Below are 26,870 nucleotides of genomic sequence, written 5' to 3' on the forward strand. Positions count from 1 at the left end.
TACTGGACTCACGGGTTGCGAGCTTCTTATCTCTTCACATTTAGAGTAGATTTTTCGGAGTAGGCGTTGAAGTATTTCTTGTGGAATAGGTCTTGCTATGTGGTCTTTAGATGAGAACGCAAGTTATACTATGCTCCCACTCTATATAATATTTTTAACATATAATATTATTTAAACTCTATTTTGTTACTACAAAGATCTAATTTTTCTTTATTGGTTTAACCTTATAGCATTAAGATACATTACCAGCTGCAACCGGAAATAAATATTACATCTGGAAGTAAATATTACATCTAATTCCGCGGTGCAGTAACAAAGAAAAAGTCAACTCATTCAAAAAAACTGAATTATTCGAGTATCCGTAATAGATAGTCTAATTTTAAAGCGCAACCGTTGAGCCACAACCGTTGAGCCGGTTGATCATGCCGTTGTTCGAGGTTTTCAATTTAGCAAGGTTTTTCGCTCAAGCCTTTTTTGAAAAGGCTTGTGATCACGCCGATAGGGTTTGAGGATAAGGTTCTTATTAAACCCTAACGTTGCCAGGGGTTTTCGCTCAAGCCTTTTTTGAAAAGGCTTGTGATCAAACTTTTTTAATCAGCCGTCTTGAATGATTTGAAAAATATAGTTTTTCTTGCCCATAATTCAGCCCTCTCGAGCGAAAGACGTGAGCGAAAAAGGCACCGTCCTTCCGAGACGGGACTCGGGTTCTGAAAACTTTTTTAAAATAAGGTAACGTTCTCATCCGAAAAAACCTGGGAGTTCCGAACGGTATTCAAGAGACTCACTTTGTTGTAGTTGGGGAAGAGGTATTGAGGTACTTGACTCATACTTTGCGAGTTTCTCTTTTTACCCCTTTACTGTGGAGTAATTTTCTGGAGTAGGTGCTCTTTGCTAGTGGGGTGTTAAAAGGATGAGAACGCAGTTTATAATATGCAGTTATAGTATATAATATTTTTAACAGTTAATCTTATTTTATGCCTCTTTTTTTGTGTACCTTTCTAACCTTAGTTCATTGAAAGAATGCTTATTTTATTAAATATAATAATTGTAATATTACACAAATCGAGCTTAAAACTGTATTAAAAAATTGATTTATAATTGAAGAGAATCATGTTCCAGAGCAGAAGAATTTCAGAATAAGATAATTCAGAAAAAGTAATTGCAGATGGAATCAAGCTGAAGTTATAGATGAAATCAAGCTGAAATCTAGCTTACTTCATACGGGTGTTATAGGTATGATATATGGTATATATCAAGTATATGAGGAAAGCTATAATAAGAATATATTTTGTATACACTATTTTTGTCATGGTTTTTTTTTCAGTACAAGTTAAGGAATCGGTTGTTATTCGGGAATAAATATCGGCTGTTGTATAAATTTTTCCTCCGTTTTCGAGAAGACCTGTTCGAAATAACGGATTTTCGCCGATATACATATACTCATCAGGGTAGTTCGCAGAGGCAGGTCTCCAGGAGACGTTTTCGACGCCAAAAATTTCAGGAACAAATTCTTCAGTCTGATTTACGCCAGCAGGTTTTTCGGAGATTTTATGGAGCCCGAAAGTTGTTGGGGTGACATATGATTCGTACATGTTGTTCCCTATCGGTGTTATTTCCATAGGCTTTTTGTCAAAATAAAGTTCAGGAACTCCTTCTTCTCTAGTTGTAATAAGAATCCTGCCTGGCTGGTTTATTTTAAGGTCAGGAACTTTTAACTGGAGACTCTCGTACATATCGATATCTGCAACTGCCCAATTCAGGGTTCTTGTAATCACCAGGCTATCATTTCCTGAATATAGAGAAGGAGCCCAGGGAATCCCATGACCGTATCCATTGTCAGTCGTAATAGCTGCAACCCTACCAAGGCCAAGCCTCCAAACTGTGATTACAGGTTTGCCTAGCCTGGTTGCTACAAGACGGTTTGCTTCTGGCTTTGGGCTTACTTCATTATAGCCCAGAAGATCATGGGGTATTTCGGAGATCTCTCTTGTAATGAAATGCCTGGGGTCATAGACTATCAGTGCGCCGCTGGAATAATCATTTTCTATCTCCTCGGACTCGTCCGATTTCTCAGAAAAACTGACATCCACCCGTTGTCCCGGTTCAATCTTGTTATAATTTTTTGATAAACCGATTTTGTTCATCAGGAGGTAAGCATAATAATTGCCATTGGGATTGACCTGGCGCTCGGTGCTTGGGGAATGGATATGGACAAAATGGATGCCTATTTCCTCTTCTTGAAGCGAATCTGCACAACTTACCGCCTGTTCAAACGTTTTATCCCCTTCATTTTTATTGCCTATCCCACCATCAGAAACGATTATGATTTCAGCATCTGCACTGCTGTTCTGTCCTCTAAGCAGACTGCGTGCAGTTAACATTCCTCGTTCAAGTGATGTTGAGTCTCCTGAAGGGGTAATTTTTCGAATCTCGCCTTCAATCCATACCCGATTTGATTCTTTGGACATATCCACAAACCCATTTGTGATATCCTTTCCTTTGCTCCCGAATGTGATAACATCCACTCTCGCATCTTTCAGGTGCTCGCTTTCAAGAAGCACAATAGCGTTAGAGAGTATGTCATCTAAAACACGTCCTCCAATCTTGTTACTTTGCAGGGTGCTCGGTGAAACATCAAGCATCAGGACAATATTCCTGCCGCCTCTCAAGTTTGAAGGGCTGGATGTAACAGGCAGAAGTGCCTCAAATTGCGTATTTTGATATGTACTTTCAGTAGGATAGTCAAAAGAAGAATCTCCTCCGACCACTACCATGCCGCCGCCATTAATAATATACTTCCTGAGGGCTTCGACTTCCGAATTTGAAATTGTCGATGCTGCCTGGTTGTCGATTATAACTGCATCCATGCCGTTAAGGGAACCAGATGAAAGAGAAACGGATGACCTTGCAAGATGTACCTCATAAACCTCATTAAGTATGGCTGCCAGAGGCGAATCAGCTTCATTGGTCACAAAAAGCACTTTTGGTTTTGGCGTTACGTATATACTTTTCATGTACTGGTTATTATTCTCGAAATAATCCAGGCCTTTAACGTTTATGCTTGCGGGATGAAAGGTTGCTTTTACCGTATGCGGCCCCAGTGTATCAAATGTATGATTGAAATCAAAACTTTCTACCCTCCCGGTCTGGGTAACTTTCTTTTCCATCACCTGCTTGTGGTCAACCGTAACTCTCAGCTCATACTTCATTTCATTTTCAGTTGACTTCCGGACATGAACCTTGAAAGGAGCCTCATTTCCGATTACAAGCTCATTTTCTCCTTCAATCTCTACGCTGAGGTCTTCTCTAACCGCATTAGGGATAAGTGCAGCTACAGGGAAACCATTTTTGTAACAATAAGAAAGCGCGTCTTCAATTGGAGTACCTGAATTGCTCTGTCCGTCCGAAACTATAAGGACATAATTTTCAGGAGATGCCTGCTGCAGAATAGCATCCCCAAGAGAAGTCTGCGAGCCTGAAATGCTTGTAATTGTAACAGGAACTTTGCTGCTAAGTTTCTCGGATATATTTTGCGCACTCCCTTTCTGAAGCAGTTCCATACTTGTGGTTTCGTCTGAAATTATGGTTATCCTGGATTGATTGGTCTTTGGGGAAGTTATCTCTGCGGAATATGGAGCTGCTAGTGCCAGAATCAGGAGGAATGCAACAAGTACATGGAAAAAAAGATGTTTTTTACTGGCTCTTTTTCCCAGCCCGAAAAGCAAGAAGACCGCCAGAGGCAGCAGGAGAAGCAGCTCAGATTTATATAGAAAACCAAAACTCATACTAAAATCAAAGCTCATATTATTCGCCTCCTGAACATGACCACATTCTCAAGAATAAGAAGGAGCAGCACGGTGTAAATCAGATATTTTCGGAATTTGTCAGGTGATTTCGTATACAGGTCTTCTTTCTGGACATCTTTGCTCTCGCCTGTCAGATTTAATCGATTCTCAGTAAAGGTATTTGACTCGGTGGAATCATAGAGGTTAGCTGCAATGGTTTTCTGGTTCAACTCATATAGCCCGCATTTATCGTAGTAAACAAACTTATTGCTGATCGTTTCCCCAGGGGTTTTGACTCTTACATTCTGGTCAAATGCCTGGTATCTGCCTGTGTTTACGTTGGTTTCACTGATGTCCCCGATTCCCCATAAATATTTGAGAAGCTTTGCCCAGAATACCGGATACGTGGGAACCGTAGGGAAATTGTTCCAAGCCTCATTTCCAGCAGTATTGCTAATCCCCACATAGGTAGCTGTCCCGTTGTTGATCTTCCAGGTACAGACTACAGGCCCGGCTCCTTCGAGTTCGGCAAGCACCAAGGCATTTTCACGCGGAACCACAGCCAGGTACTTTCGAGTGTAAACGTCGTTAAACGAAATTCCCTCAAAAATCTGTGTTCCGCTCCCTGTAGTCTCAATCGTATGGCTGGAGTCTTCTTCAATTGAGCTTATCTCTACAGGAAGAACAGGATATAACTCATGCATTTCCGAAGAGTTATACAGGCACCCGTTTCCTATAACTATCAGGTCTTTCCCGCTTTGCGCATAAGAGACGACTTTCTTTATGGTGGATGCTGGAAGGGGTTCATGCTCACAATCTATGACAATAGTATCATATTTTTCAATAGTATCATATTTTGCATCATCGGCCGGAAGATCGTGCTGTACATCGACCTTAAGGCCAGGCATAAGAGATAAGGCCGTAATCAGAGGAGATTTGCTTACAGCCGGGTCAAGGTCTGTTAATATAAGCATTTGCTTCAGCCTGATTTCAGGGATAGAAATCCAGGCAGTATTATCACAGGATACTGAATCCTTATTGAGAATTTCCACAGTTGATATGCCCTGAGGGATACTGGAGAATTTTATCTGCTGAGTCCCGAATTCCCCAAGCGATGTCGGCTTGCTTATTTTTTGGGTAGAAATTAGGCCTGATTTGCTTTCCAGCTGCACATCGAGCTTTACACTCTCATTATTAAAGTTTTTGACAGTGCAGGTGTACTCATAGGTTCCATCATTTTGATCTTTCAGATATCCGCCTATAATTGCATAATTGGAAGTTGCTTTGCCTACCTGTCTGAACTCAAGTTCCATATTTTTCGCCCTAGCGATTTTCATATATGTTTCAGGGGCTTTCCCTGCCCAGTTTTCAAAGTCAGATATGACTACAATTTTTGCTTTTTGATTTCCCTCGTCGTTTACAACGGTCAGAATAGCTTCAGGAATCTCACCAGAAGTATCCTTGGATTCCAGGTCGTTGATTATCTCTTCGGCACTGGCTGCATCTATTGCTTTTGCAAGCACCACAGGCATACTTTCGGCAGCAATGACAGTGTTTTCCTTGCCCAAACATTCTATTGCTATGGATTTGGCAGCCTCGATTCGGTCAGGTACGGCCATGCTGGCAGATGAGTCTATGATAACCACAACTCTTTCCGAATTCTCTGTGATATTTTCAAGTAAAGGGCCTGCAATGACAAACGCCATAAGGATCAGCGCAAGTAACTGTAAAAAGAAGAGTGGATCTGTTATTTTTTTGCTGGGCTTACGCCTGGAATCCAATGAATTCCTGCTGATGTTCCGGACAAACATCAAAGAAGGCAGGATTATCGGTTTTGGACGGGGTTTAAGTAAGTAAACTATAACCAGAGGGATTATACCTGCAAGCGCAACCAGACCCATAGGAAATTCATAGTCCATAGGCAGAGTCACCCTTTACCTATGATAGTAAGAATAGCATCAATCGGCCGATTGTCAATACTGATTTTGAAATAAGGAATTTTAAAATCGTGTGTGATTTTATCCAGCTCAGCCATATGTTTCCCGAATTCGGCTGCATATTCCTTCCTGAACGTCTGGCCCACTGAGATGCTGAATTCCTCATTTGTCTCACTATCAATAAATTTGACTGTACCGTCTACGGTTTCAGGCAGGTTGATCTCGGTTTCTTCATAGAGATGTATAAGTACGAGCTCATGCCTGCACAACCTGTGTACAGCATATCGGATAGAATCGGGATCATCCAGAAAATCTGAAATTATAAAAACCATTGATTTTGACTTTATTCTGGGATATATGGAGTCTGCACAGTCTGCAAGCTTTGTTTTCCCACTAACTGAGATTTGGGAGAGGTTGTCAATCGTTCTAAGAAATTCTTCCCTTCCTTTGAGGGCTTTAGTATAGTCTACATTCTCCGCAAAGGTTGCAATCATGTACTGGTCGTTGTAGCGCATTACAATGTAAGAAATTCCTATAGCTACAGTTGATGCGTATTCGAATTTGTTCGGATAATTCTCTGGAAAGAGCATGCTGCTGCTGGCGTCAAGCAATATTACCATATTCAGGTTTTTGTCTTCTTCGAACCTGCGTATATACAGTTTTTCAGTACGGGAATAGAGATTCCAGTCTATTCTTTTTAACGAGTCTCCGGGATTGTATTTTCTATGGTCTACAAGGTCAAGCCCAGATCCCTTCCTTGTTGAGAGATGGCTGCCTGAGTGAACGGCTGTTACCCTGTTCCTAATCGGGAGTGAATACCTGTCAAGCTGAGTCAGGAATGAAGTATCGATCTTATGTTTTGCACCGCCCATATCCTATCCTTGCCTCCAACCACCTTAGGTCATAATCTCCAACCATACTCTATCCCTATCTTCAGTAACTTATTATTAAACTTCCAACTATACTCAATCCCTGCATCCTGCCAGATTTATCGCCAGTTTCAGCCGCGTTCTCGTTCATTATATAGTTGTTTTTTATCCTCCAGGATTTTTTGTATAATTTTATCGCTTGTAGTATTGTTCCGTGCAGCGTCAAATGAGAGAATAATTCTGTGGCGAAGAACGGGGAGTACCATAGCGTCTATGTCTTCTTTTTCGACGTATCTCCGGTTATCAAGAAACGCATTTGCTTTTGCACAGAGAATGAGGGCTATTGACGCCCGCGGGGATGCACCGGCTTCTATCAGTTCAGGCAGATTTCGAGTATGGTTCACGATCTCGATTGCGTATCTTTTGAGTTTATTGGAAATTGGAATTCTCCGGGTGATCTGCTGGAGTTCAAGGAAAGTCTCTTTGTCTATACATCTTCTGACAGACGGTCTAAATGCCTCTGCATACCGGTTTACAATTTCGAACTCCTCTTCTTTTTCCGGGTATTGCAGCTGGATTTTCAGTAAAAACCTGTCAAGCTGGGCTTCGGGCAAGGCATAGGTTCCTTCCATCTCAATCGGGTTCTGGGTAGCGAGTATAAAAAAGGGTTTGTCAAGCAGATATGTAGTATTTGCAATTGTTACCTGCTTTTCCTGCATGGCTTCAAGCAGCGCAGACTGAGTTTTTGGCGAGGCACGGTTGATCTCATCGGCAAGGACAATGTTTGCAAAAATAGGGCCCTGCTTGAACTTGAAGTGTTTGGAGCCTTTCTCATCATCTTCAATTATGTCAGTGCCCGTTATATCCGCAGGCATGAGGTCAGGCGTACACTGTATCCTGCTAAACTTCATATTCATAATCTGGGAAATCGTGGATATGGTAAGGGTTTTACCCAGTCCAGGATTGCTTTCGACCAGCACGTGCCCTTCGCACAGCATGGCTATAAGGATCTGCCTTATCATTTCTTTCTGGCCGACTATGGAATTGCCTATCTCTTTAAAAATAACCTCGAAAATTTCAGAGGCTTTTTCATAGGTCGGTTTTAAATTAAGTTCCGAATCTTCAAGCTGGATTTCCTGTATTTCTCGCATTGGAACTCCTCTTTTTTCAAGATGAGAGTTTTTCAAAATACTGTTTTATCAGCGGTTCATATTCTTCAGGCAGGTCTTCGGTATAGGTCTGGCTGTACCTGAATCCTTTTTTAGAGCTATTTGAGCTTTCATTTAACTCACTGTCTGTCTCTGAATCTACCCGGTTTGTAAATCCAAGTCCCAGGCTCGGGTTGATCTCCATTTCAATCTGTTCTCCGTTTTTTATTATGACAGCTTCTACACCATACTCGGTCTCATCAACAGTTTCATTTTCCACCTCGCCTGATGCCGTTACGTCCGGTAAGTTCGGAATTTTCTCTGTCAACTGTCTGGGAGAAATGTCAAAGCTAAAACCTTCAGTTATGCAGAGAAAAATTGATCCGCTAAATAACAAAAATATTACAAACGTGCGGAGGATCTGCCTGCGTGGAGCAAGTTTTTTAATATTAATGTCGATTAACTCATTATGCACATTATGAAAAAGTTCATTTGTAACTATATTGAAATTTTGTTTATTATCGCAGGCCGTAACTAGCTTTGTCCTGAGCCCTGGAAAATTCCTCTCAAGCATGCTTATGAAGTTAAATTCCCTTTTTTTCCTGAGCAATTTGTCGCAGGTAACTGCGAAAAAGATGAATATAACCGCTCCCACAGCCATTAAAATAATATTGAACCTGTAAAGGTCAATGTAGTTCTGGGTTTTAGAAAATGTTTCCATTCCGGGAAGAAAATAAGCAAACTCGTAGGCATTGAATAAAATCATAAGCAGGAAAAGAAAGGTAAATCTCTCAGCTATTATTAAGAGCCGCAAAAGCCCGTAATAGTGCTTCAAATAAGTTCTATATTTTACCAGCACAGGCTCAAAAAACATGTAAATCCTTCCATTATTGGAATTTAACGCTAAATATATTGCAGAAGTTACTAAAAAACTTTTCCAATAATTTGGGTAATTTATATAGGTTAAAAATTAGAAAAATGTGAGGATTCACAGGAATATAATCCAGTTTACCGGAAATAATCTCAAATATTCTTGATTATTCGGAAAGAATATACTTAATTATTATACTTTATAATTTCAACAGTTTTACGATCCAATTTAATATAGTTTTAATCAGCAATGTACTTATTTAGTTTAATCATTACAGTTATAAAAAGCATGGAAGAAAAATATGATAAAACCAGACTGGAATGTTTTTAAAGCAAAATTTAGCGAAAATCCTCAACGTAGTTTCGAATGGTTTTGTTATTTATTGTTCTGCAAAGAATTTGATAAACCACATGGCATATTTCGCTACGTCAATCAGTCTGGGATGGAAACAAACCCAATTAAATTTGGAAACGAGTGTGTTGCTTGGGAAGCAAAGTTTTATGAAGACAAATTGTCCGATCATAAAGATGAATTTATTAAGAAGTTAAAAATTGCCAAAAAAAGGAATCCAGAAATAAGTAAATTATATTTCTATACTCCTCTTGATTGGACTGAAAATAGTAAAACTGTTAAAAGAAAAACCAAGACTCAAGATGAGATAGAAATAAGTGCAAGAGATGAAAAAATTGAAATCATATGGAGAGGAGCTAGTTTTTTTGAATCTCCATTTGTCTCTATTCAGAATGAGACAATTGCTAAACACTTCTTTAGTCTAGATAAAAATATCGTTAATCTAATAAAAACTCAACAGATGCATTCTGAAAATATTATAAGTGGAATACAAACGTATATTACTTTTAGAGATCAAGTTATTGAAATTGATAGAAGCAATGAACTAGATAGACTACAGAGTGATTCAGAAAAAATATTAATTTTAAGTGGTCCAGGTGGCGTTGGTAAAACTTCAATTATTAAAAACCTTTATGAAAATCTCAAGGAAAAAACTCCATTTTATATCTTCAAAGCAACTGACTTTGAAATAAGAAATATACAGGATTTATTTAGAGATGTGAGTTTGCAAGAATTTATAGAAGCTCATATCGATGACAAAGATAAAATTATTGTAATCGACTCAGCAGAAAAGTTATTAGACTTAAAAAATACCGATTCTGTTAAAGAATTTTTAACTATACTGATTCAAAAAAACTGGAAAATAATTTTTACTACAAGAGATAATTATTTAGAAGATTTAAATTTTCAATTTTTTGAAATATATAAAATTATTCCATTAAATATCAACATACAAAACTTAGGATTAAGTGAATTAGAAGTAATTTCCGATCAATATGGTTTTTCATTACCCAAAGATGGGAAATTACTCGATCTTATTAAAAATCCATTCTACCTAAACGAATATTTAAAATTTTACAAAGAAGATGAACAACTAGACTATACTAATTTCAGAAGGACATTATGGAATAAAATCATAACTAAGTCTAAACCCTCAAGAGAACAATGCTTTTTAAAAATGGCTTTTGAAAGGGCAAATAAAGGACAATTTTTTGTCACACCAGACTGTGAAACACGAATTCTAGATAATGAATTAAAAAATGATGGAATTTTGGGATATGAGTCGCCTTACGGGTATTTCATCACTCACGACATTTATGAAGAATGGGCACTGGAAAAAATAATTGAAGTAAAATTTGTGAATAGGACAAGTAATCAAGAATTATTTGAAAATATTGGGCATTCATTACCAATTCGTAGAAGTTTTAGAAACTGGGTTTCAGAACAACTTTTATTGGGAGAAACTTCAATTAAAGAATTCATAGAAGAAATAATTGAGGATGAAGAAATTGAGTCATTCTGGAAAGATGAAATAATAGTTTCCATTTTACTTTCAGATTACTCCGACTTCTTTTTTGAAAATTCCAAAGACAAATTACTGATCAATAATCAAGAACTGTTAAGAAAATCAATTCTTTTATTGAGAATCGCCTGCAAGGAAGTTGATGAAGAGTTAATTAAGCAATTAGAAATAAAAGACTTAAATTTGTTTTCTCTAAAATATGTTTTAACAAAGCCAAAAGGTCAAGGCTGGAAAAGTCTTATCAAATTTATCTTTGAGAACTTAAATAATATAGGTATTGAGAATATTTGCTTTGTTTTGCCAGTAATTTATGACTGGAATAGTAAATTTAAGGAAGGGACTACCACAAGGTTGTCAAGTTTAATTGCTCTTCACTACCATCAATGGGCAATTAAAAAAGACATCTATCTATCTAACGATGACACAGATAGGCTTTTAAAAACTATTTTATATGGCTCGCTCGAAATAAAAAACGAGTTAATAGGAATTTTTGATGAAATTATAAAAAATCAATGGAAACATTACAATGATCCATATTACGATTTGTCAAAAATGATTCTGACAACATTTGAGGGAATTAATGTTTGTAAGGTTCTTCCAGAGAAGATTTTACAAATAGCTACTTTATTTTGGCTTTATACTCCTGCGCAAGAAGACTTTTTCAACTATTCAGGTATTGGAGTGGATCAGTACTTTGGTATAAAAAAGAACAACTTTGACTATTTTCCAGCAAGCTCCTATCAAACACCAATATACTGGTTATTGCAAGTTTCCTCGAAGAAAACAATTGATTTTATTTTAGATTTTACAAATAAAACAGTTGAATTCTATGCGAAATCAAATTTAGATAAAGATGTTGGAAAAGTTGAAGTTTTTCTCGAAAAAAGTAGTAGTTTAGAGCAATACATAAGTGATAGACTTTGGAATATGTACAGGGGGACTCAAGTAGTTGTCCCACATGTTTTAGAGTCAATTCACGCGGCTCTGGAGAAATTTCTTCTTGAAATCGGAAAACATGTTGATTCGGTAACACTAGAAAATATGCTTTTTTATCTCATTAGAAACTCGAGATCTGCTTCTATTTCAGCTGTAGTAGCAAGCATTGTTTTAGCATACCCTGAAAAAACGTTTAATATTGCTATAATTTTATTTAAAACAAAAGAGTTCTTTCTATATGATGCAAGCAGATTAGCCTTTGATCAAGGGCACAAAAATTCTCTTTTACTGTTAAGAAATAGTGTTGGAATTGACACCAAAAACAAAATTCACGAAGACGAAAGATTGGAAACATGTGATGCCAAACATAGAAAACTGGCTTTAGAAAATTTGTTTTTAAATTATCAATTATTCAAAAGGGAGGAGACAAGTGAGAAGGAAACAGAGAAAAGAAAAACGATCTTGTGGCAGATATTAGATGATTATTACAAAAGATTACCAAATGAATCAGAAGAGACCGAATCAGATAAAACTTGGAGACTTTTCCTTGCAAGAATGGATAGTAGGAAAATAAACCCAGTAGCAGAAGAAACTGATGATGGCGTCCTTATTTACTTGAATCCTGAAATTGAACCAGAGCTAAAGGAATATAGTGAGAAATCACTGGAACAAAGTATTGAACCAATGAAATATTCCTCACTTAAGTTTTGGGCACAGTGCAAAATGAAAAATGATGGCGAATATAATAAGTATGAAAAATATGAGAATGACCCTAAGCTTGCTTTCAAAGAAGCAAAAAAGATTTATGAAGATGGACATTTTTATTTATTCAGTGATTCTATCCCTGCAGACGTCTGCTCTGTTTTAGTAAGAGACTATTTTGAAAAGCTTTCAATAGAAGAAAAGAATTTTTGCAAAAATATTATTTTAGAAGCAGCTTCTTTACCATTTAGAAAAGGATATCAGTATCAAGTGTCTGATGGAACACAGTCCGCTATTTCTGTTCTTCCAGTTCTATTAAATGAATTCCCAGAAGAAAAAGAAAGTGTCAAAGCAGTTTTGTTGCTCAATTTATTCAATGATCATTCTATTAATATGGTTGGAGATGGCTTTAATGTTTTTTCTATTATAACAGTACAGAAATTGTGGGAAAACAATTTTGATGATGCTCAATCAATGTTATTTGGATATTTAATTTTAAAACCAAAATATAATGAAATAAAAGAAAACCTTATAAAAAACAATTACAAGGATCTTTCTCAGCGTAGTGAAAATGCAGTAATAACAAAATTTTTGGAGAATGAGTACGATTTGCAGAAAATTCTAAATAACGAGTTATCTTTTGAAGATTTAAAAGACATTAAGCAACTAGATTTATATATTTTAAATATAGCTTTCCAATTGATTCCTCTAAAAACAAACAATAAGGAACATAAAGAAATAGTCAAAGAAATAATCTCTGCCTTTGCTGAAAAATTAATGTCAAAGGATAGAGATAATGAAATTGATTACAATATTCGCTATGCTTTTCTAAGGAAATATGCTTTTTTTGTATTAAGTTCTCCAAAAGAAGAAATTGAAAACTATTTAAAACCGTTTCTTGATAATTTTAATAGTTCAGAAGCAATTGCCGACTTATTTGAAGAGTTCATTTCCGCTGAAGATTCTCTAAATAAATACGAATGTTTTTGGGAAGTTTGGAACATGTTTAATCCCAAGGTAATTGAACTTTGCAAAAATGGGGATGAAAATTGGTACATAAATAAAATCATAAAAAGTTACCTCTTTGCACAAAATTCTTGGAAAACTAACTCTGAATTGAAGGCGTTAAAGAATGAAAACAAAAATTTTTTTAGAGAAATTTCAAAGAAAATAGGTTATTGCCCTTCAGTTTTATATGCTATTTCAAAATTATTGAATAGTATAGGAAGTTCTTATTTAAATGAGGGAGTATCTTGGATTTCAAGTATATTGAAAAATAATAAAAAATTATTGGATACAAAATTAGAAACTGATACTATTTACTACTTAGAAAATCTTAGTAAAATATATATTTACAAAAACCGTGAAAATATAAAGAAAACAACAAAATTGAAGCAAGAAATTTTAATAATATTAGATTTTTTAATAAAAAAAGAGTCTGTTGTTGGTCATATGTTGAGAGAAACAATTATATGATGATTACTATTCAACTCTGTCAAACATCCAATATTAACGGAAATCCAATCCTGTATAGAAATTCAGGCCTGCAAGGACCTGCAAAGGATATTCACTCCTGAACGATTCCATCCTTCAACTTTATTACCCTGTCTGCGTATTTGGCATGCCACTCTTCGTGGGTAACCATTACAATCGTCTGTCCTTTTTCCTTATTGAATTTCTCGAAAAGGTCAAGGACTTCCTTTGAGGTCTCGGAGTCAAGGTTGGCACAGGGCTCGTCTGCAAAAAGGACTCTTGGAGAATGAGCAAGAGCTCTGGCTATTGAGACTCTCTGCTGCTGGCCTCCGCTCATTTTGGAGGGAAGCTGCTGCAGGCGGTCGCCAAGCCCAACTGCAGCAAGAATTTCTGCGGCTGCGGACTCGCATTCGGTTTTACTTTTGCCCTGCATCATAAGGGAAATATAGACATTTTCCATAGCATTGAGCTCGGGAAGTAAAGCATAGTCCTGAAAAACATAACCCAGGTTATGCAGTCTGAATTTGCCTTTTTCTCTGTCCGACATGCGGGAGGTATCCGTACCGTCTATAATGACCTTTCCTGAGTTTGGGGTATCAAGCAGGCCGAGCTGGTTCAAGAGAGTGGTCTTGCCAGAACCGCTCGGGCCCATGATTGCAACGAACTCTCCACGCCGGATTCTTACATTTACGCTGCGCAGGGCCCGAACCTCTACCTCTCCCATCTTGAAGGTACGTACGATATCGGCACCCTCTATAATAGTATCCTCTGTCAGGTTTCGGATTTTATCCATACTTTTTACCATATTTTCGGTCTGTTTTTGGGTCTTATCCATACTTTTTTCCGCATCCTCAGCCTGTGTTCGGATTTTTTCCATAGTTTCACCCTTTATTTACCCCAGATCAGATCAAGAAGATCTTTCTGAGCCAGTTTGTACGCAGGAATTACCGAGCCTACTACAGAAGCCAGGAACAGGAGGACTGCACGATTTATGGCTTCTGCATTGTCCAGCCTGAGGCTCATGGCTCCAAGCGGGACTTCTACAGGGTGGGAAACCGTATAAGGCACAAGCCCGAAGCGCATAAACGCGTAGCCAAGTATAACACCCGCACCTGCGTAAAGCATGGCCTGGAGCACAAAGGATGCAACTATTACGTTCTGTTCGATCCCTATTGCTTTCTGAACCCCAATCTGTCTCTTTTTGTTCACTAAATTTACGTAAATGACCACAAAGATTATCACAAAAGCGATTAGCAGGCCGACAGCGTTCATAATATTCCGAACCATCCCAAGCGTGCTTTCGATCAGTCGAAGAATACCTGCAAATTCATGCCAGGTACGGATATTCTCACTAATTCCAAGAGAGAGGAGTGAAGTCCTAGTATCGTACTCAGATGTACCATCTGTGGTTTTAACAGCTATTTCTTGGGCAAGGTCCCTGCCCCCAATACCCAGCATTTCTTCAAGGTCGGCTCTGGCAAGATAGGCTGAGGCATCAGCCATGAAGTAACGCGTTGTGTAGATCCCTTTTACCCTGAATTCCCGAGTTACGCCTCCGATTGTGAGCTCAACGGTGTCTCCGACTTCTACACCTCCTAAAGACCTCGATTCCATAAGGGCTCCGAAACCTCCTGAGACCTCCCTGCCCAGAATGATCTCTCCTCTATCAGGCCTGCTCAGAAATTCCCCACTAATCACAGCGTCCTCAAGACCTGTTACAAAGATCTCATCCGCAGGATCTATCCCATAAACCGTAGCTCCGATTTCCTTCTCTTTATAATGGAAGTTTCCGGTCGTTTTCAGGCGAGCCGAGGTTCCTACTACCTGTGGAAGACTTTCTATCTTCTTCTGGAGGGCTGAGGCATCTTCGATATAGCGTTCCTCTTCCTTTGGTTCGATCACAACGTTTCCGGTCTGATAATCCACCATAAGTTCATTGAACTTGAGAGTAACTCCTGCAAGCATGCTTGAAAAAAGCACAAGCTGGATAAAGATCAGGGCCAGAACAAAGATTGTAAAGATTGTAATCCCTTTATTGCCCCTGATTATGTAGCGGCTAGCAAGGAAGAAGGAAAATCGAGCTTTTTCGAGCATGATAAGCGTCCTTTCGGGTTAACTCCATTTTCAGGCTTGTATTCAGGATTTTAGAGCTTGCCTTTCTTTCTCATATAGAAAAACGCAACTGCAAGAACCAGGACTGCTCCGATCGCAATCGGGAAAATGCCTCCTTCCTGGCTTTTCACATTATAAGTCAGGTTCTCGCTAACCTTGTGTTCACCGAAATCATCCTCATACTCGACCAGCAGTGTTACATCCTGATCACCTGTTTTTCCAGGGGTGAATGTAAAGACTGCAGGAGCATCATCATCTTTATCCAGCCGCCCGAGAAAAGCCCCTGTACTGCCGCTGCCCTCAAGCCCCTCAAGCCTGGCTTTGACTGAGCGAGCTTCCCCATCCCCAACATTTTCAAGCCTTAAAGTCAGGGAGACCTGCTGCCCTTTGACAGGAATTTCCGGATCAAATTTCAGACTTGAAATATCAATTTGCGCTCGATTAAGTACGTTAATTCCAATTTCCTGCACCTTGTCTATCTGGAAACTGTCAGTGTTGTTCGAGGCTGTTATCCGTAGGGGAATCCTGTAGGGCTGCACATCGGCATTGCTGCCTAGGAGAAGTTTGAACGAGAGATTTTCGGAACTGCCTGCACTCAAGTTCTCAAAGAAACGGACGTTATCTTCCAGCGGGATTAAAGGCGACGAGTTGTTGAGGTTAAGCATTACCCTGACATTTTTTGCGTCCCCGTTTCCTGCATTTTTAACTGATGTCTTGAGGTAGAACTCCTTTCCAGGAACTATGGCTCCTGAAGATGAATTATCCTCATTTACAGGAAGAATTTCAGTTCCTCTAAGGACAAGATCCGGATTTCCTTCAACCCGAATAGGAATTCTTCTTGAAAAACTTGTCCCGCTCTTGTCTTTAATAGTGAATTCAAGCTGATAGATTCCGGATTCAGCTTTAGGATCTACCCTGAAATAGAAATTCAGTTCGACCTTGGAACGCTGCCGCATTTGTTCAATCTGGAAATTTCGTTCGGTGTTCGTTCCGGAACCGTAAAGCCCTGACGTGCTATATTTAAAAATGAAAGGATTAATTTCCTCAATCCCTACTATCACGTTTTCTGCTGGCTCGTCTCCGGAATTCTGGATATTGATCTTTATGAGCAGATCCTCGCCCGGCCTGGCAGGATTAGGGTTAATCTCCGAGACCTCGACTCCAAGATGCGTATTTCCAGACACTACAACTGCAGAAGCCGGATCCGTCAAAAAGATAGTTATCATCAGTAAGGCAAGTAAAAAATGAAAAAATGATGCTGAACTTCTATCTGTCAGTGTTCTGTTTACCGATTTTCGATTTACCAGTTTTTTACCTATTGATTTTCGGCCTCTCGATATTTTGTTTACTGATCTTCGATCTTCTGGTATTTTATCCACTGATCTTCGGTTTCTCGATATTTCATTCATCAATTTCCGATCTGCGGACATTCGATCTATTAGCTTCTGCTTCTTTTTCCCGGTGCAGGAACGCTTTTCTGGACAGGCGGGCTTCATATATAACAGTCCTCATGCCTAGTTTATAACGGTTGCACTTTACTTACAACCTGTAACATGTTGTATTTTTCTATTTCAGCCCTTGTAAAGTATCATTGGGCAAAATTCACTTTCAGAAATCTCACGGCTTAATCAAAAAAATGATTTTATTCAGCTTGAAAAGAAAGTTGGTTAATATCAATTTTAATATTATAGATACGTCTCATTACTACTGATGAAAAAAGGGATAACGTGATCATTAGCTAACAATTAAGAAGTCAGCTCACTGAAATTTGCCTATTGAATCTTAATAAAGAAGATTAGATTATTATAAGGAAGACTATTATGTTTTTTGCTCAGGCGGGGCAATTACAATAGACACTATACTTTTATAAACTCCACATTTTTTTCACGAGATAGTTTTGGACGTATTATTTTATTACTGGTAAATTTATTTAGAGTACATATCTCCCAAATATTTCTGAAAAATTTTCTCTTCGAACTAATAACTTGGAAATACCTTCCTTTGTAATCACAACTTTTGCAGGCCTTGGAAATAAGTTAGCATTTGAGGCAAAGAAATCTGAATATGCACCAGTATCATAGAATAGTAAATAGTCTCCTCTTTGAGGTTTTTTCATTAGTTTACTCTTTATTTTGCAGAGGAGGTCCCCAGTAAAACATAAATTTCCTGCAATAAATGTTTCAAAGTGTTCGCCCTTCTCAATATCGTTTGCAATTTCTACTCTGTGCAACTGTTCCGGGACTATAGTACCAAAAGTATGAGAATTAACTCCCAAATTTACATGAACAATATTCTCTCCACTCGGGGTTTTTGAAACATGACAAACTTTTGCAATAGTTACTCCAGCATTCCCTACCATACTTCTCCCGGGTTCTATAACAAGAAGCGGAGATCCAATCTCTTCCAATTTTTCTTTAAATGTTTTGTTTGCAGAAAATTTCTCGTTTAATAATTTTGGAATAAAGGTATCTGGAGTATACTTGCATGAGAGTTCCTCACCAATCCATTCCAGATTATTTAAATCGAAATTATATTCATATCCGATAAACTCATTAGCCCACGTATAATTTTCTTTTCGCGTATTTTTTATCTTCTCTTTAATTGTATTCCAATCCTCAAATCCGAAGTACTGGATACCCAACCCGCCTCCCATATCTATTTCCTTTATGTCAAATCCAGCTCTTTGAGCATCTCTGGATAGATTTATCAACGTATCGAGAACGATGTGGTATGCACTAATATCAGTTATTTGCGACCCAAGATGAACCATCAGGCCGTTTGGAATTAACATATCCATATCCAGGACTTTTTGGAATACTGAACTAGCTCTCTTAATATCAATTCCGAATTTACTCCAGTCACTTGAAGTCATAATAGCTCGTGAAGTGATATGCTTAATTGGAAAACCTGCAAGTCTCAGATTTATTTTTGCAGGCACTCCCAATTCTTTTGCAATTGAATCAATTGTTTTTAATTCCTCTTCGGGATCAGCGTTTATTATAATTTCTCTGGTTATGCATTCCTCAAGATAAGATTCACTCTTGCAATTTCCATTTGCCCTTATTTTCTCGGCTGAAATCCCTGCATTGAGTGCTAATTGTAATTCGTACTCTGAAGCAACATCCGCTCCAGAGCCTAATTTTGACAGAAGAGAGAGAATATAGTTACTTGCATTTGCTTTGACTGCATAACATATTAGATGATCTTTATACTCTTTTTCAAGTGATTGCTGATATTTCTTATAATTTCCTACAATAAGGTCTTCAAATAAAACATATAAGGGAGTGCCATATTTTGTTGCTAGCTCAACCATATCTGTACCATAAATTTTTCGATGATTCTCTTCAGTTTTATCGATATGCTTGTTCCATGGTCCTTTATCAGAGATCATTTTAGCCACCACAAAATTTATTCACAGCTCAAAGAGTTCGAAGAGTCCCATTTAGAAATACTGAGATATCGACAGAAAAAATATCAACAGAAAAAAAATCGACAGAAAAAATACACGTGGAAACCATGAGCTTACTTTACGCAGATAACTTGTTTTGTCTTAGTAGTATTACCAATCGCGTTTGTCTAATTGGATAGCATGCACCATAGCTGTGTAATATATTATACTGTAACTGTATAACATACGTTGCTTATCATAATGTAATAATAATATAAATTTTCTAGAGAAAATGTATTTAGAACTTATAATCACGCTTGCATGGAATCTATAAAGGAAGCACACGTACAGATTTTCTGTATTTTCTATGAAGTATGGATGGGCCATTCCGTTCTTTTTAATATTTTTATGAATATCGAGTTTGAATGTTTGAATGAGTTTGAATGTTTGAATGAGTTTGAATGTTTGAATTATAGTGTTTTAAAGTATATTTTTTCTTTTATCCTTCATAATCCCGGAAAAAAGCAGAAAGTTTCATCTGCTCAATATTCTGAACTGTGTTAATTTGCACTTCTCCTATTACTTCCTGTTTTTGTTTCTCCGGTTTTTCTTTTCTCTCGGGCTTCAGTACATTTTCAAAAAAAGAGGATTCATCTTCTGAATTTAGAGAATCTCTATAATACTGACTTGTCTTTTCCTGCCAGTTTTCCGAAAGCAGCAGGAACTTTACTCCCCTTTTCTCTTCATTCCATTCCCAGACTCCGGCCTGGTAGAAGATGGCTCCTAACTGGCTTGAAAGCTGGGCAGAAGACACCTCTGGCCGAAGTTCATACAGAAATTTCCCGATTCCATCCTTTTCCGTACCCATACACAGTTTTGCAGCGTCGTTAGCAAGGGATTTCCATTCTCCATCCAGCATAGACTCATAGAGCCTGCCCAGATGGATACAGCTAATATTATCGACTCTGGGAAACCGATTATTTCTGAATTTCCTTTTTATGAAGGGGTTTCCCCGATTATCTATCCGCCAGGAAAAGACCTTATGCTTTGCGCCGAGAATTCTGGAATGAGTCCAGGAAGCAGCCATGAAGGATAATCCAAGTATAGACATAAAAAAATTGCTTATTGTATATTAGAACCCTTAGCGTATGCAAATCTGATGATTTAATCAAAAACTACCTAAGCAGCTTCAATAGTTCTAATATCTTTTTCAGATTTCCAAAGTTAAGTGGCACAGGCGTTTACATAACTTCTGACAATAATCCAGAGAACAAGCCAACCAAGTACAGAAAGTAAATCTTTTTTTAACTGTATATCCATGCGTCTATCTAACTCACCCATCATATTTAATTTTTTTTCTATGTTTAAAATTGATTAATCTGCGATTAACTCCACAAGAATATTTTCAGTTTCCCCTCTGCAAGCTCTAATTATGTTACATGATTATTTTATAAAGTAACTCAGTATTCAAATAAGTAAAAAGAATAATCTATAAAGCCTGATCATTTATGTAAATTTATGAAAACTGAATTTTACAACAGCATATAATTATTAATTAAGTATTTTAAAAGAGATTTCAGAACTAAAGGATCAAGATATTTTAGTATATAAGTATCAGTACTTAATAGTTAACATGTGCTGATAACGAAGTCTGAGTAGAGAGCTTCAATAGGTAACGAAAATAATTTCCATAAGATAAATTTGGAAAATGAAATAACTTGTTCATTTTTTTGTAATTATGAACCTCATCGTGAATTCCGTCCCATTATTCCTTTTCAATTCAAGTTCACCATCTAATTGATCTACAAGAGAAGTTACCAACTGCATGCCAAGACTATCAAGCCCTTCTATATCAAGATCCTCAGGAATGCCCACACCATTGTCGGAAATTGACAGAGTGAATCTATTATTGGTACTTTCGTAGTCTTTGCTTTCAAATTCTATGGAGTATTCCCTGTGAAGTTTGATTCGAATTTCTCCTTTATTTCTGTCAGGAAATGCATGTTTTAATGAATTGGAAACAAGCTCATTAACGATTATCCCCAGTGGAACAGCGGTATCCATATCAAAGAAAAGGTTCTCTTCCAGATCTATATTTAAACTGATATCGGTGTTACCAAGCCTGTATGTCTGGAAAAGAGTATTAGCAAGTTCTTCAATATATGGCGAGAAGTTAAGTTTATCGAGCTCTTCACCTCTATATAATTCTTCATGGATAAGAGCCATTGATATAACTCTGTCCTGACTTTCTCTAAAGGCTTCGAGAACTTCCGAATCTCTAATATCTTCCTGGTTTTTGAACTGTTCAGCCTGAAGGTCCAGTAGGGAGGAAATTACTTGAAGGTTATTCTTTATTCTATGATGGATTTCCTTTTTACGGGAAGTTTCAATATTAGTAAGAGTTTCTTCAGCTTTTTTGCGCTCTGTAATGTCAGTTAACATACCCATAGCGCCTACATACTTGCCTTCCTTGTCAAAAAGGGGTTTAGTACTAATAAGTGTCCATAGGGGTGAACCGTCTTTACGAACGAGTTTCAATTCATAGTTCTCACTTATTCCCTGCCTCCTCTTTTCCAAATTCATTTTGACAATAGGTTTACTTTCTTCACTGATGAAATCCCATATTGATTTGCCAATAGATTCCTCCATAGTGTATCCGAGCATGTCTAACATTCTCTTGTTAACGTAAGTAATTACGGCTTCGTTGTCAAGTATGATTATAAGCTCGTTTGAGGTCTCAACGATGTTTCGATACTTTTCTTCACTATCCCGAAGTTTTTCTTCTGCTGCTTTTCTTTCGGTGATGTCAATATCCATCTCAAGGATCATAGGAGAACCGTCAACGTCTGTGAACGGAAGGTCATAAGTATCAAATATGCTTCCATCCGGCATGTTGACTTCCCAACGGTGGGGCTGATCGGCTTCAAGTACTTTATATACTTCACATAACTCACATGACTTGGTTCGTCCAAAACAATACTCATAACACTGTCGAATGCAGAGTTCACCAAATTTTTCACGGAAGCAGCGGTTGGCAAAGGCAATTTGATGGTCAGGTGTTAACAAAGTTATCATTATAGGTAGCGTCTCTAGCACGTCAAAGAGCCGCCGCCGTTCAACCTCGATAGCTTCGGTAACCTTATTACGTAACTCATTCTCACGCAACACCTTTTCAGCCTGCTTGCTCTCGGTTATATCTTGGACGATGCCCGCTATACGTATGTTTCCGGTAGCATCTACTCGATGCCGTCCAGCCGTCCGAATCCACCTGATCTCACCATCTATTCGTCGGATACGACACTCGAAATCCCAGTCTTTATACTCACCCGTCGCCTCGCGGAATTTCGCTTCAACCATTTCACGATCTTCAGGGAGCACATGATCAAGTAACATCTCATAAGTCCACTGAGGAAGTAATTGCTTATATCCAAAGATACGATCGTGCTCAAGCGACCTATAGGTAGTATGATCCACAAGGTTGAAATCCCACGCACCTGTGTGGCTAGTTTCAAGCGCGAAACGCAACAGCTCTTCGCTCCTCCGAAAAGCCTCCTCAACTTGCTTGCGCTCGGTAATATCCCTAATTATCATGACCCCTTTCGTAAGGCCGTTCTTATCTTTGAATAATGTACCCGAGATTTCACTTGGGAAAACTGTGCCATCTTTCCGCCTGTGATTGAGTTCTCCCTTGAACCTGCCTGTCCTGACCCTTTCCCCTAGGATATACTTGAGCCTTGGATCAGATGTATCTACAGTCCCATCTCTTCCAACCCGAATAATTTCTTCCTCTGTCATCCCAAACATCTGGCAGGCGGCTGGATTGGCTGCAAGAATAGTCCCATCTGGAACTGTAAGAAAGATACCATCAAGACTATTATCGAATATTGCCTTATACCTTTCCTTGCTTTCTTGCAATGCTTTTTCGGTTTGCTCGCAATTGTTAATATTCTTCCCTGAACCTTCTATTAGCTCCCATTTTCCCTTTCTTTTGCCCAAAGTAAGCTGATGATTCGCGGCAATTTCAATAATATCAATTGAACTACACTTGTCAATTGGATAAGTACAAAGAGCCATTATTGGATATTTGCCAATAACAGAATCCAATAACTTTTCTTGATCAAAGAAGTCATTTCCACTATACCTCAAACCGTCATATCCATTGGCGAGGGCCTTACTGGTCTTTTCAACCAAGTCATTTAATATCGTTTGTGGATCAAAAGTATCTTCTTCTACGTGCCAGTAAGTATAAGGAATAATTTCAATTTGCCCGTTTTCTAGATAAGCGTCAATATCAGGAATAAACACTTTCAAGGCTTCTTTTACTTCTTTTTCATCTAGAGGTTCTGATATAGACCATACGCAATACTCATTATCTTCCAGTCCTGCCTTGAAGTAGGGAACAAGTATATCTATTAAATCTTCTTTTGTCCCATAGAACTGGCAGAAATGTGTTCCCCACGATGGTAGGTTTCCAATAATATTAATACCAGAAGTTCTATTACCGCTTCTCATATTATTCTCTGATAATTCGGGTGTAAAGTCAAAAGTTTCTATTCCAATTATTACTTTATTATTTTTTTCCTAGCTTTAAATTCTTTTTGTAGGCGGCACTTTTATAATTTTTCAGTTATATAAAGAGTCGTATATAAACGTGGTCTTATAAATAATCATCTATCCTATTAATTCAAAATATAATTTATTTGGCGCCAATATCGGTTTGATGAGTGATTTTTTTGTACGTTTGTGAGTACTTTGCACTGATTAAGTACCATCAATTGTTCCGATCCGGCAGTAATTGTTTAGGATTCAAAAGAATATAACTCACAATTTCTTACTCTTTCACTTTTGACCTGCAAAAATAGCTGACTCTGCCTGACTCCAGATTTGCGACCTCCGGTATTTATCATACAGGGTAACATTCAGGGTAAGGAGAAAAAGGAAGAATAGAGTGCCAAAGAGATTTATTGAGCCTTCGTACCTGGCTATCAGGACATGAAACATAAGGACAATTCCAAAATTTACAATAGACATTACTATGAACTCCTGGATAATAGACCTCCATTGAGCCCCACGCCTGGAAAGCCACTGGCTCAATTCGGTATTTATTATAATGAGAAGAGATACCCCGATTGCAACCTGAAAGTTGCTTGCCCGTACATCTGGAAGTACCTGGGCAAAAATTATGCTCAGGAGGGAAACCAACAAAATTTTCTCGATCAACTCATAATTGATGAAGTTGTCAAAAAATTTCTTGCTCGTGTAATTATCTATTACCTTCTTAGCTAAAGGTCCGTCAAAAGGGAAATTTCTGTAACTGGCAGCAACTGTTAAGCCGGACCTCATAGGGGGCAGGTCCCGCAGAAGCCACCAAGCTAGAAAAATAAGGATAACGGCCCAGCCAATAACAATTATCAAATTTAATGGATTATCTTTTATCCAGTCGGTTGTATCTATTCTGGCTATATGTATCCAGTATTCCTGTGGTAGCTTGACAAAGATCCAGATAAAAGCTGCAGTGGTGATCAATTTGTCTTTTGTAAGCACTTTTGGGTCCCACTTAAGGCGGACAAACTCATAAAAAATAAAGAAGTATTCAAAGGTATTAGGAAAAATCAGCAGTAGCTCACGTAGTTGTGTAATCTCGAAAAGAGTTACACCTATCAACCTGTAGTAAAAAAGAAAACGACTTAATTTGAATGCAAAAAGGTTTGACCAGTTTCGCAGGGTTGAAAGATACGTAATTGCAAGGTAATAAATGTCAAGAGCCTTATCGTATTCCTGGTAGCCTTCAAGAGGCAGGCTCGTAAACTGCTGGAAAATTGTCTGATCTACGGTATCAAGGATCATAGAAGCTATTACTGCGGGTAAAGGGTATCTGGGAATAAAGAGCGGTATAACGAAACGTAATATAACTACAGCCCAGGAAACCAGCATAGCCAACGTATCCGGCACGCAAACCTGCCCCCTATCCTACAGGAATTCTCATGTCCTATTTCCTGGCCTGGTAAGTCTGTCGAGCCAGACTGTTGACCGGAAATCAGTATTATAAGCTTGAATTAATACACTAACATTAGCATCCTTATCTAAGTTTGAATTAACAAATTAGTAATATACTCTTGTTTATTATATTGTTTTTATTATTTGTACAGCTTTCTATTGCTTGATTATTATTTTTCATATTGAGACCGAGATACTCATCTCAAACATATTATATGATTGATTTTTATAGGTCGGATTTATAGATATATCCAATTAATTCAAATTAAATAGGGCCAGCTAGATGCCAGTCCTCTTGCCTGCAGCCGAGGTTATTGAAGCTCAGGACGGAAATTATTGCAGATATGTGGGGGTACTCTGCTGAGAAGATGTTGTGGCAAAAGGGAATGGCCTCGCTCTTTGTAGAGTTCTGTACTCGGCAACTAGAGTTATGCCAGGTGTTGATATTATATAAAAGGCCAGAACTGGTAAAAGATCTGGGGGAAACGGTAATGGCACAATTCAGACCTTTTGAAATGGATAATATTCCGATAGAAGAGCAGTTTATGAACTGGAAGGATATTGTCAAACCTCCTTATTACAAAAAATCTGTCGATACATACACTCGAACCCGGGTAATCTTGATGAACGGAATTGAGAATGCTTCGGTTCTTATGTCGCATGCGATGGAGCGAATGACTGTCGATCCGGAAGTTAAACGTCAGATGGCAGCGATGAGGCGTGCGGATTCAATGCAGCAGCAGACGGTTAACTGGCTAAATCCTGCTAACCAGACTATTACAGACTATTATAGAGACCACACTTGGTTATGAACAGGTAGCTGTTGATCTCACTGCAAATCTTGCCAAAAATGAACTGGATCCATATGTAAAGCAGACGCTGGACTTTGCCCTGCTTGAGGACTTCGACCACCTTTACCGCTACAGTTGCCTTTATGATTACATGGAAGGAGGAGATCCTGAGTCTATTGTTCAGGGCAAAACTGAGATAAAAGCCGCAAGACCGACAATTGCCCACCACCGTCATCCTGACGACACAATGCGCAAACATTATGATAAAGATACGGCTGACATCAAAACCAAGATGAACTATCTCACCATTGTTGCAGGCGAGCAGCAGACCGAGCTATTCTACAAATCCCACGGTTTCATGTATTCTGACGAACTTGCAAGGCAACTTTACTCCGAGATTGCCGACGTTGAAGAACAGCACGTGACACAGTACGGGCTGCTCGGTGACCCGCATGAAACAATGCTCGAAAAGTCCACACTCATGCAGCTATGTGAAGCTTATATCTATTTATCCTGCGCCCAGACCGAAACCGATCCAAGAATAAAAGCAATCTGGGAAGATTTTGCAAAAATGGAGATTTCGCACTTCCAGGGCTGTGCCAGCCTCCTTGAAAAGTACGAAGGCAGGGATATCAGAGATATCATAAAGGCTGATGTTATCGAACCACTGGTCGTTTTCGAGCCGAATAAAGATTATGTAAATAAGGTAATCGATGAGCAGCTTGACATCATGCCTTCGAATATGGAATACAAACGGCTCAGTGAGCTCTCCGATAAATGGTCCAGTTTCAAGTTCCAGTGGAAAGTGAATGGAGCTGGCGTGCCAAGTGAAGAGGTCGTCAGCAAAGCGAACAGTGAGCTAGCTAAACGGGATCAGGCAGAAAACGTCAAACAGTTTAAGCGCCAGTTAGCCGATAGGACACAAAAAGTAATTGCTCCGCAAAGAGAAAAAATGATGCCGCATCCCTGATGAAAACTCCTATAGTAT

At 38.3% G+C, this 26,870-nt stretch carries 15 protein-coding genes; 3 read left to right on the plus strand and 12 right to left on the minus strand.

The features are described 5' to 3' along the window. Positions 1 to 1,211: 1,211 nt before the first annotated feature. The 5 genes from BP549_RS14725 to BP549_RS14745 all read right to left on the minus strand — a co-directional run bounded on the left by BP549_RS14725 (position 1,212) and on the right by BP549_RS14745 (position 8,613). Positions 1,212 to 3,803 (minus strand): vWA domain-containing protein, encoded by a 2,592-nt coding sequence (locus BP549_RS14725; protein WP_292381892.1) that lies wholly within the window; start codon positions 3,801 to 3,803, stop codon positions 1,212 to 1,214. Then, a complete protein-coding gene (locus BP549_RS14730; protein WP_292381893.1) occupies positions 3,800 to 5,704 on the minus strand; it encodes a vWA domain-containing protein in 1,905 nt (634 codons plus the stop codon). The genes BP549_RS14725 and BP549_RS14730 overlap by 4 nt, the downstream gene beginning before the upstream one ends. A gap of 8 nt (positions 5,705 to 5,712) precedes the next feature. Continuing rightward, positions 5,713 to 6,594: a DUF58 domain-containing protein gene (locus BP549_RS14735; protein WP_292381896.1), complete on the minus strand. Its 882-nt coding sequence runs from the start codon at positions 6,592 to 6,594 to the stop codon at positions 5,713 to 5,715. A gap of 128 nt (positions 6,595 to 6,722) precedes the next feature. Then, positions 6,723 to 7,742 carry an AAA family ATPase gene (locus BP549_RS14740; RefSeq protein WP_292381899.1) on the minus strand — a complete coding sequence of 340 codons (1,020 nt, stop codon included), beginning with the start codon at positions 7,740 to 7,742 and terminating at the stop codon, positions 6,723 to 6,725. A gap of 16 nt (positions 7,743 to 7,758) precedes the next feature. Beyond that, the gene (locus tag BP549_RS14745; protein WP_292381902.1) at positions 7,759 to 8,613 is read right to left on the minus strand and encodes a hypothetical protein; all 855 of its coding nucleotides are present in this window, start codon (positions 8,611 to 8,613) and stop codon (positions 7,759 to 7,761) included. 298 nt (positions 8,614 to 8,911) lie between these two features. Between BP549_RS14745 and avs4 the strand changes: the two genes are divergently transcribed. Beyond that, positions 8,912 to 13,597, plus strand: coding sequence for an AVAST type 4 anti-phage nuclease Avs4 (avs4, locus tag BP549_RS14750; RefSeq protein ID WP_292381904.1), 4,686 nt, complete (start codon positions 8,912 to 8,914; stop codon positions 13,595 to 13,597). A gap of 91 nt (positions 13,598 to 13,688) precedes the next feature. Here avs4 and BP549_RS14755 read toward each other — a convergent pair whose 3' ends face one another. The 7 genes from BP549_RS14755 to BP549_RS14785 all read right to left on the minus strand — a co-directional run bounded on the left by BP549_RS14755 (position 13,689) and on the right by BP549_RS14785 (position 25,046). Further along, positions 13,689 to 14,471, minus strand: a complete 783-nt coding sequence (locus tag BP549_RS14755) for an ABC transporter ATP-binding protein (protein ID WP_349682389.1) — start codon at positions 14,469 to 14,471, stop codon at positions 13,689 to 13,691. Between the two features lie 11 nt (positions 14,472 to 14,482). Then, complete coding sequence (locus BP549_RS14760) at positions 14,483 to 15,688, minus strand: ABC transporter permease (protein ID WP_292381906.1); 1,206 nt, start codon at positions 15,686 to 15,688, stop codon at positions 14,483 to 14,485. A gap of 50 nt (positions 15,689 to 15,738) precedes the next feature. Continuing rightward, positions 15,739 to 17,085, minus strand: a complete 1,347-nt coding sequence (locus BP549_RS14765; protein ID WP_292381908.1) for a COG1361 S-layer family protein — start codon at positions 17,083 to 17,085, stop codon at positions 15,739 to 15,741. Positions 17,086 to 17,636: 551 nt separating this feature from the next. After that, on the minus strand, positions 17,637 to 19,097 hold the full coding sequence (locus BP549_RS14770) for a diaminopimelate decarboxylase family protein (protein ID WP_292381911.1): 1,461 nt from the start codon (positions 19,095 to 19,097) through the stop codon (positions 17,637 to 17,639). A gap of 496 nt (positions 19,098 to 19,593) precedes the next feature. Continuing rightward, entirely contained in the window at positions 19,594 to 20,205 is a 612-nt protein-coding gene (locus BP549_RS14775; RefSeq protein ID WP_292381913.1) for a hypothetical protein, read from the minus strand. 611 nt (positions 20,206 to 20,816) lie between these two features. Continuing rightward, positions 20,817 to 23,606: a PAS domain S-box protein gene (locus tag BP549_RS14780; protein WP_292381915.1), complete on the minus strand. Its 2,790-nt coding sequence runs from the start codon at positions 23,604 to 23,606 to the stop codon at positions 20,817 to 20,819. 327 nt (positions 23,607 to 23,933) lie between these two features. Then, positions 23,934 to 25,046 (minus strand): hypothetical protein, encoded by a 1,113-nt coding sequence (locus tag BP549_RS14785; protein WP_292381918.1) that lies wholly within the window; start codon positions 25,044 to 25,046, stop codon positions 23,934 to 23,936. 536 nt (positions 25,047 to 25,582) lie between these two features. Here BP549_RS14785 and BP549_RS14790 point away from each other — a divergent pair. Both BP549_RS14790 and BP549_RS14795 read left to right on the plus strand, forming a co-directional pair. Beyond that, the gene (locus BP549_RS14790; protein WP_292381921.1) at positions 25,583 to 25,903 is read left to right on the plus strand and encodes a hypothetical protein; all 321 of its coding nucleotides are present in this window, start codon (positions 25,583 to 25,585) and stop codon (positions 25,901 to 25,903) included. A 130-nt stretch (positions 25,904 to 26,033) separates the two neighbouring features. After that, on the plus strand, positions 26,034 to 26,852 hold the full coding sequence (locus BP549_RS14795) for a hypothetical protein (RefSeq protein WP_292381923.1): 819 nt from the start codon (positions 26,034 to 26,036) through the stop codon (positions 26,850 to 26,852). Positions 26,853 to 26,870 lie beyond the last annotated feature (18 nt).

The organism is Methanosarcina sp. UBA289 (assembly GCA_002496565.1).
In the GTDB taxonomy this organism is placed as follows: domain Archaea; phylum Halobacteriota; class Methanosarcinia; order Methanosarcinales; family Methanosarcinaceae; genus Methanosarcina.

Bases quoted from the DNA above. Each gene is read 5' to 3' on its own strand.
- BP549_RS14755 (WP_349682389.1), bottom strand. From the start codon at position 14,471: ATGGAAAAAATCCGAACACAGGCTGAGGATGCGGAAAAAAGTATGGAT.
- BP549_RS14725 (WP_292381892.1), bottom strand. From the start codon at position 3,803: ATGAGCTTTGATTTTAGTATGAGTTTTGGTTTTCTATATAAATCTGAG.
- BP549_RS14770 (WP_292381911.1), bottom strand. From the start codon at position 19,097: ATGATCTCTGATAAAGGACCATGGAACAAGCATATCGATAAAACTGAA.
- BP549_RS14790 (WP_292381921.1), top strand. From the start codon at position 25,583: ATGGCACAATTCAGACCTTTTGAAATGGATAATATTCCGATAGAAGAG.
- avs4 (WP_292381904.1), top strand. From the start codon at position 8,912: ATGATAAAACCAGACTGGAATGTTTTTAAAGCAAAATTTAGCGAAAAT.
- BP549_RS14780 (WP_292381915.1), bottom strand. From the start codon at position 23,606: ATGAGAAGCGGTAATAGAACTTCTGGTATTAATATTATTGGAAACCTA.
- BP549_RS14735 (WP_292381896.1), bottom strand. From the start codon at position 6,594: ATGGGCGGTGCAAAACATAAGATCGATACTTCATTCCTGACTCAGCTT.
- BP549_RS14795 (WP_292381923.1), top strand. From the start codon at position 26,034: ATGGAAGGAGGAGATCCTGAGTCTATTGTTCAGGGCAAAACTGAGATA.
- BP549_RS14760 (WP_292381906.1), bottom strand. From the start codon at position 15,688: ATGCTCGAAAAAGCTCGATTTTCCTTCTTCCTTGCTAGCCGCTACATA.
- BP549_RS14775 (WP_292381913.1), bottom strand. From the start codon at position 20,205: ATGTCTATACTTGGATTATCCTTCATGGCTGCTTCCTGGACTCATTCC.
- BP549_RS14730 (WP_292381893.1), bottom strand. From the start codon at position 5,704: ATGGACTATGAATTTCCTATGGGTCTGGTTGCGCTTGCAGGTATAATC.
- BP549_RS14740 (WP_292381899.1), bottom strand. From the start codon at position 7,742: ATGCGAGAAATACAGGAAATCCAGCTTGAAGATTCGGAACTTAATTTA.
- BP549_RS14745 (WP_292381902.1), bottom strand. From the start codon at position 8,613: ATGTTTTTTGAGCCTGTGCTGGTAAAATATAGAACTTATTTGAAGCAC.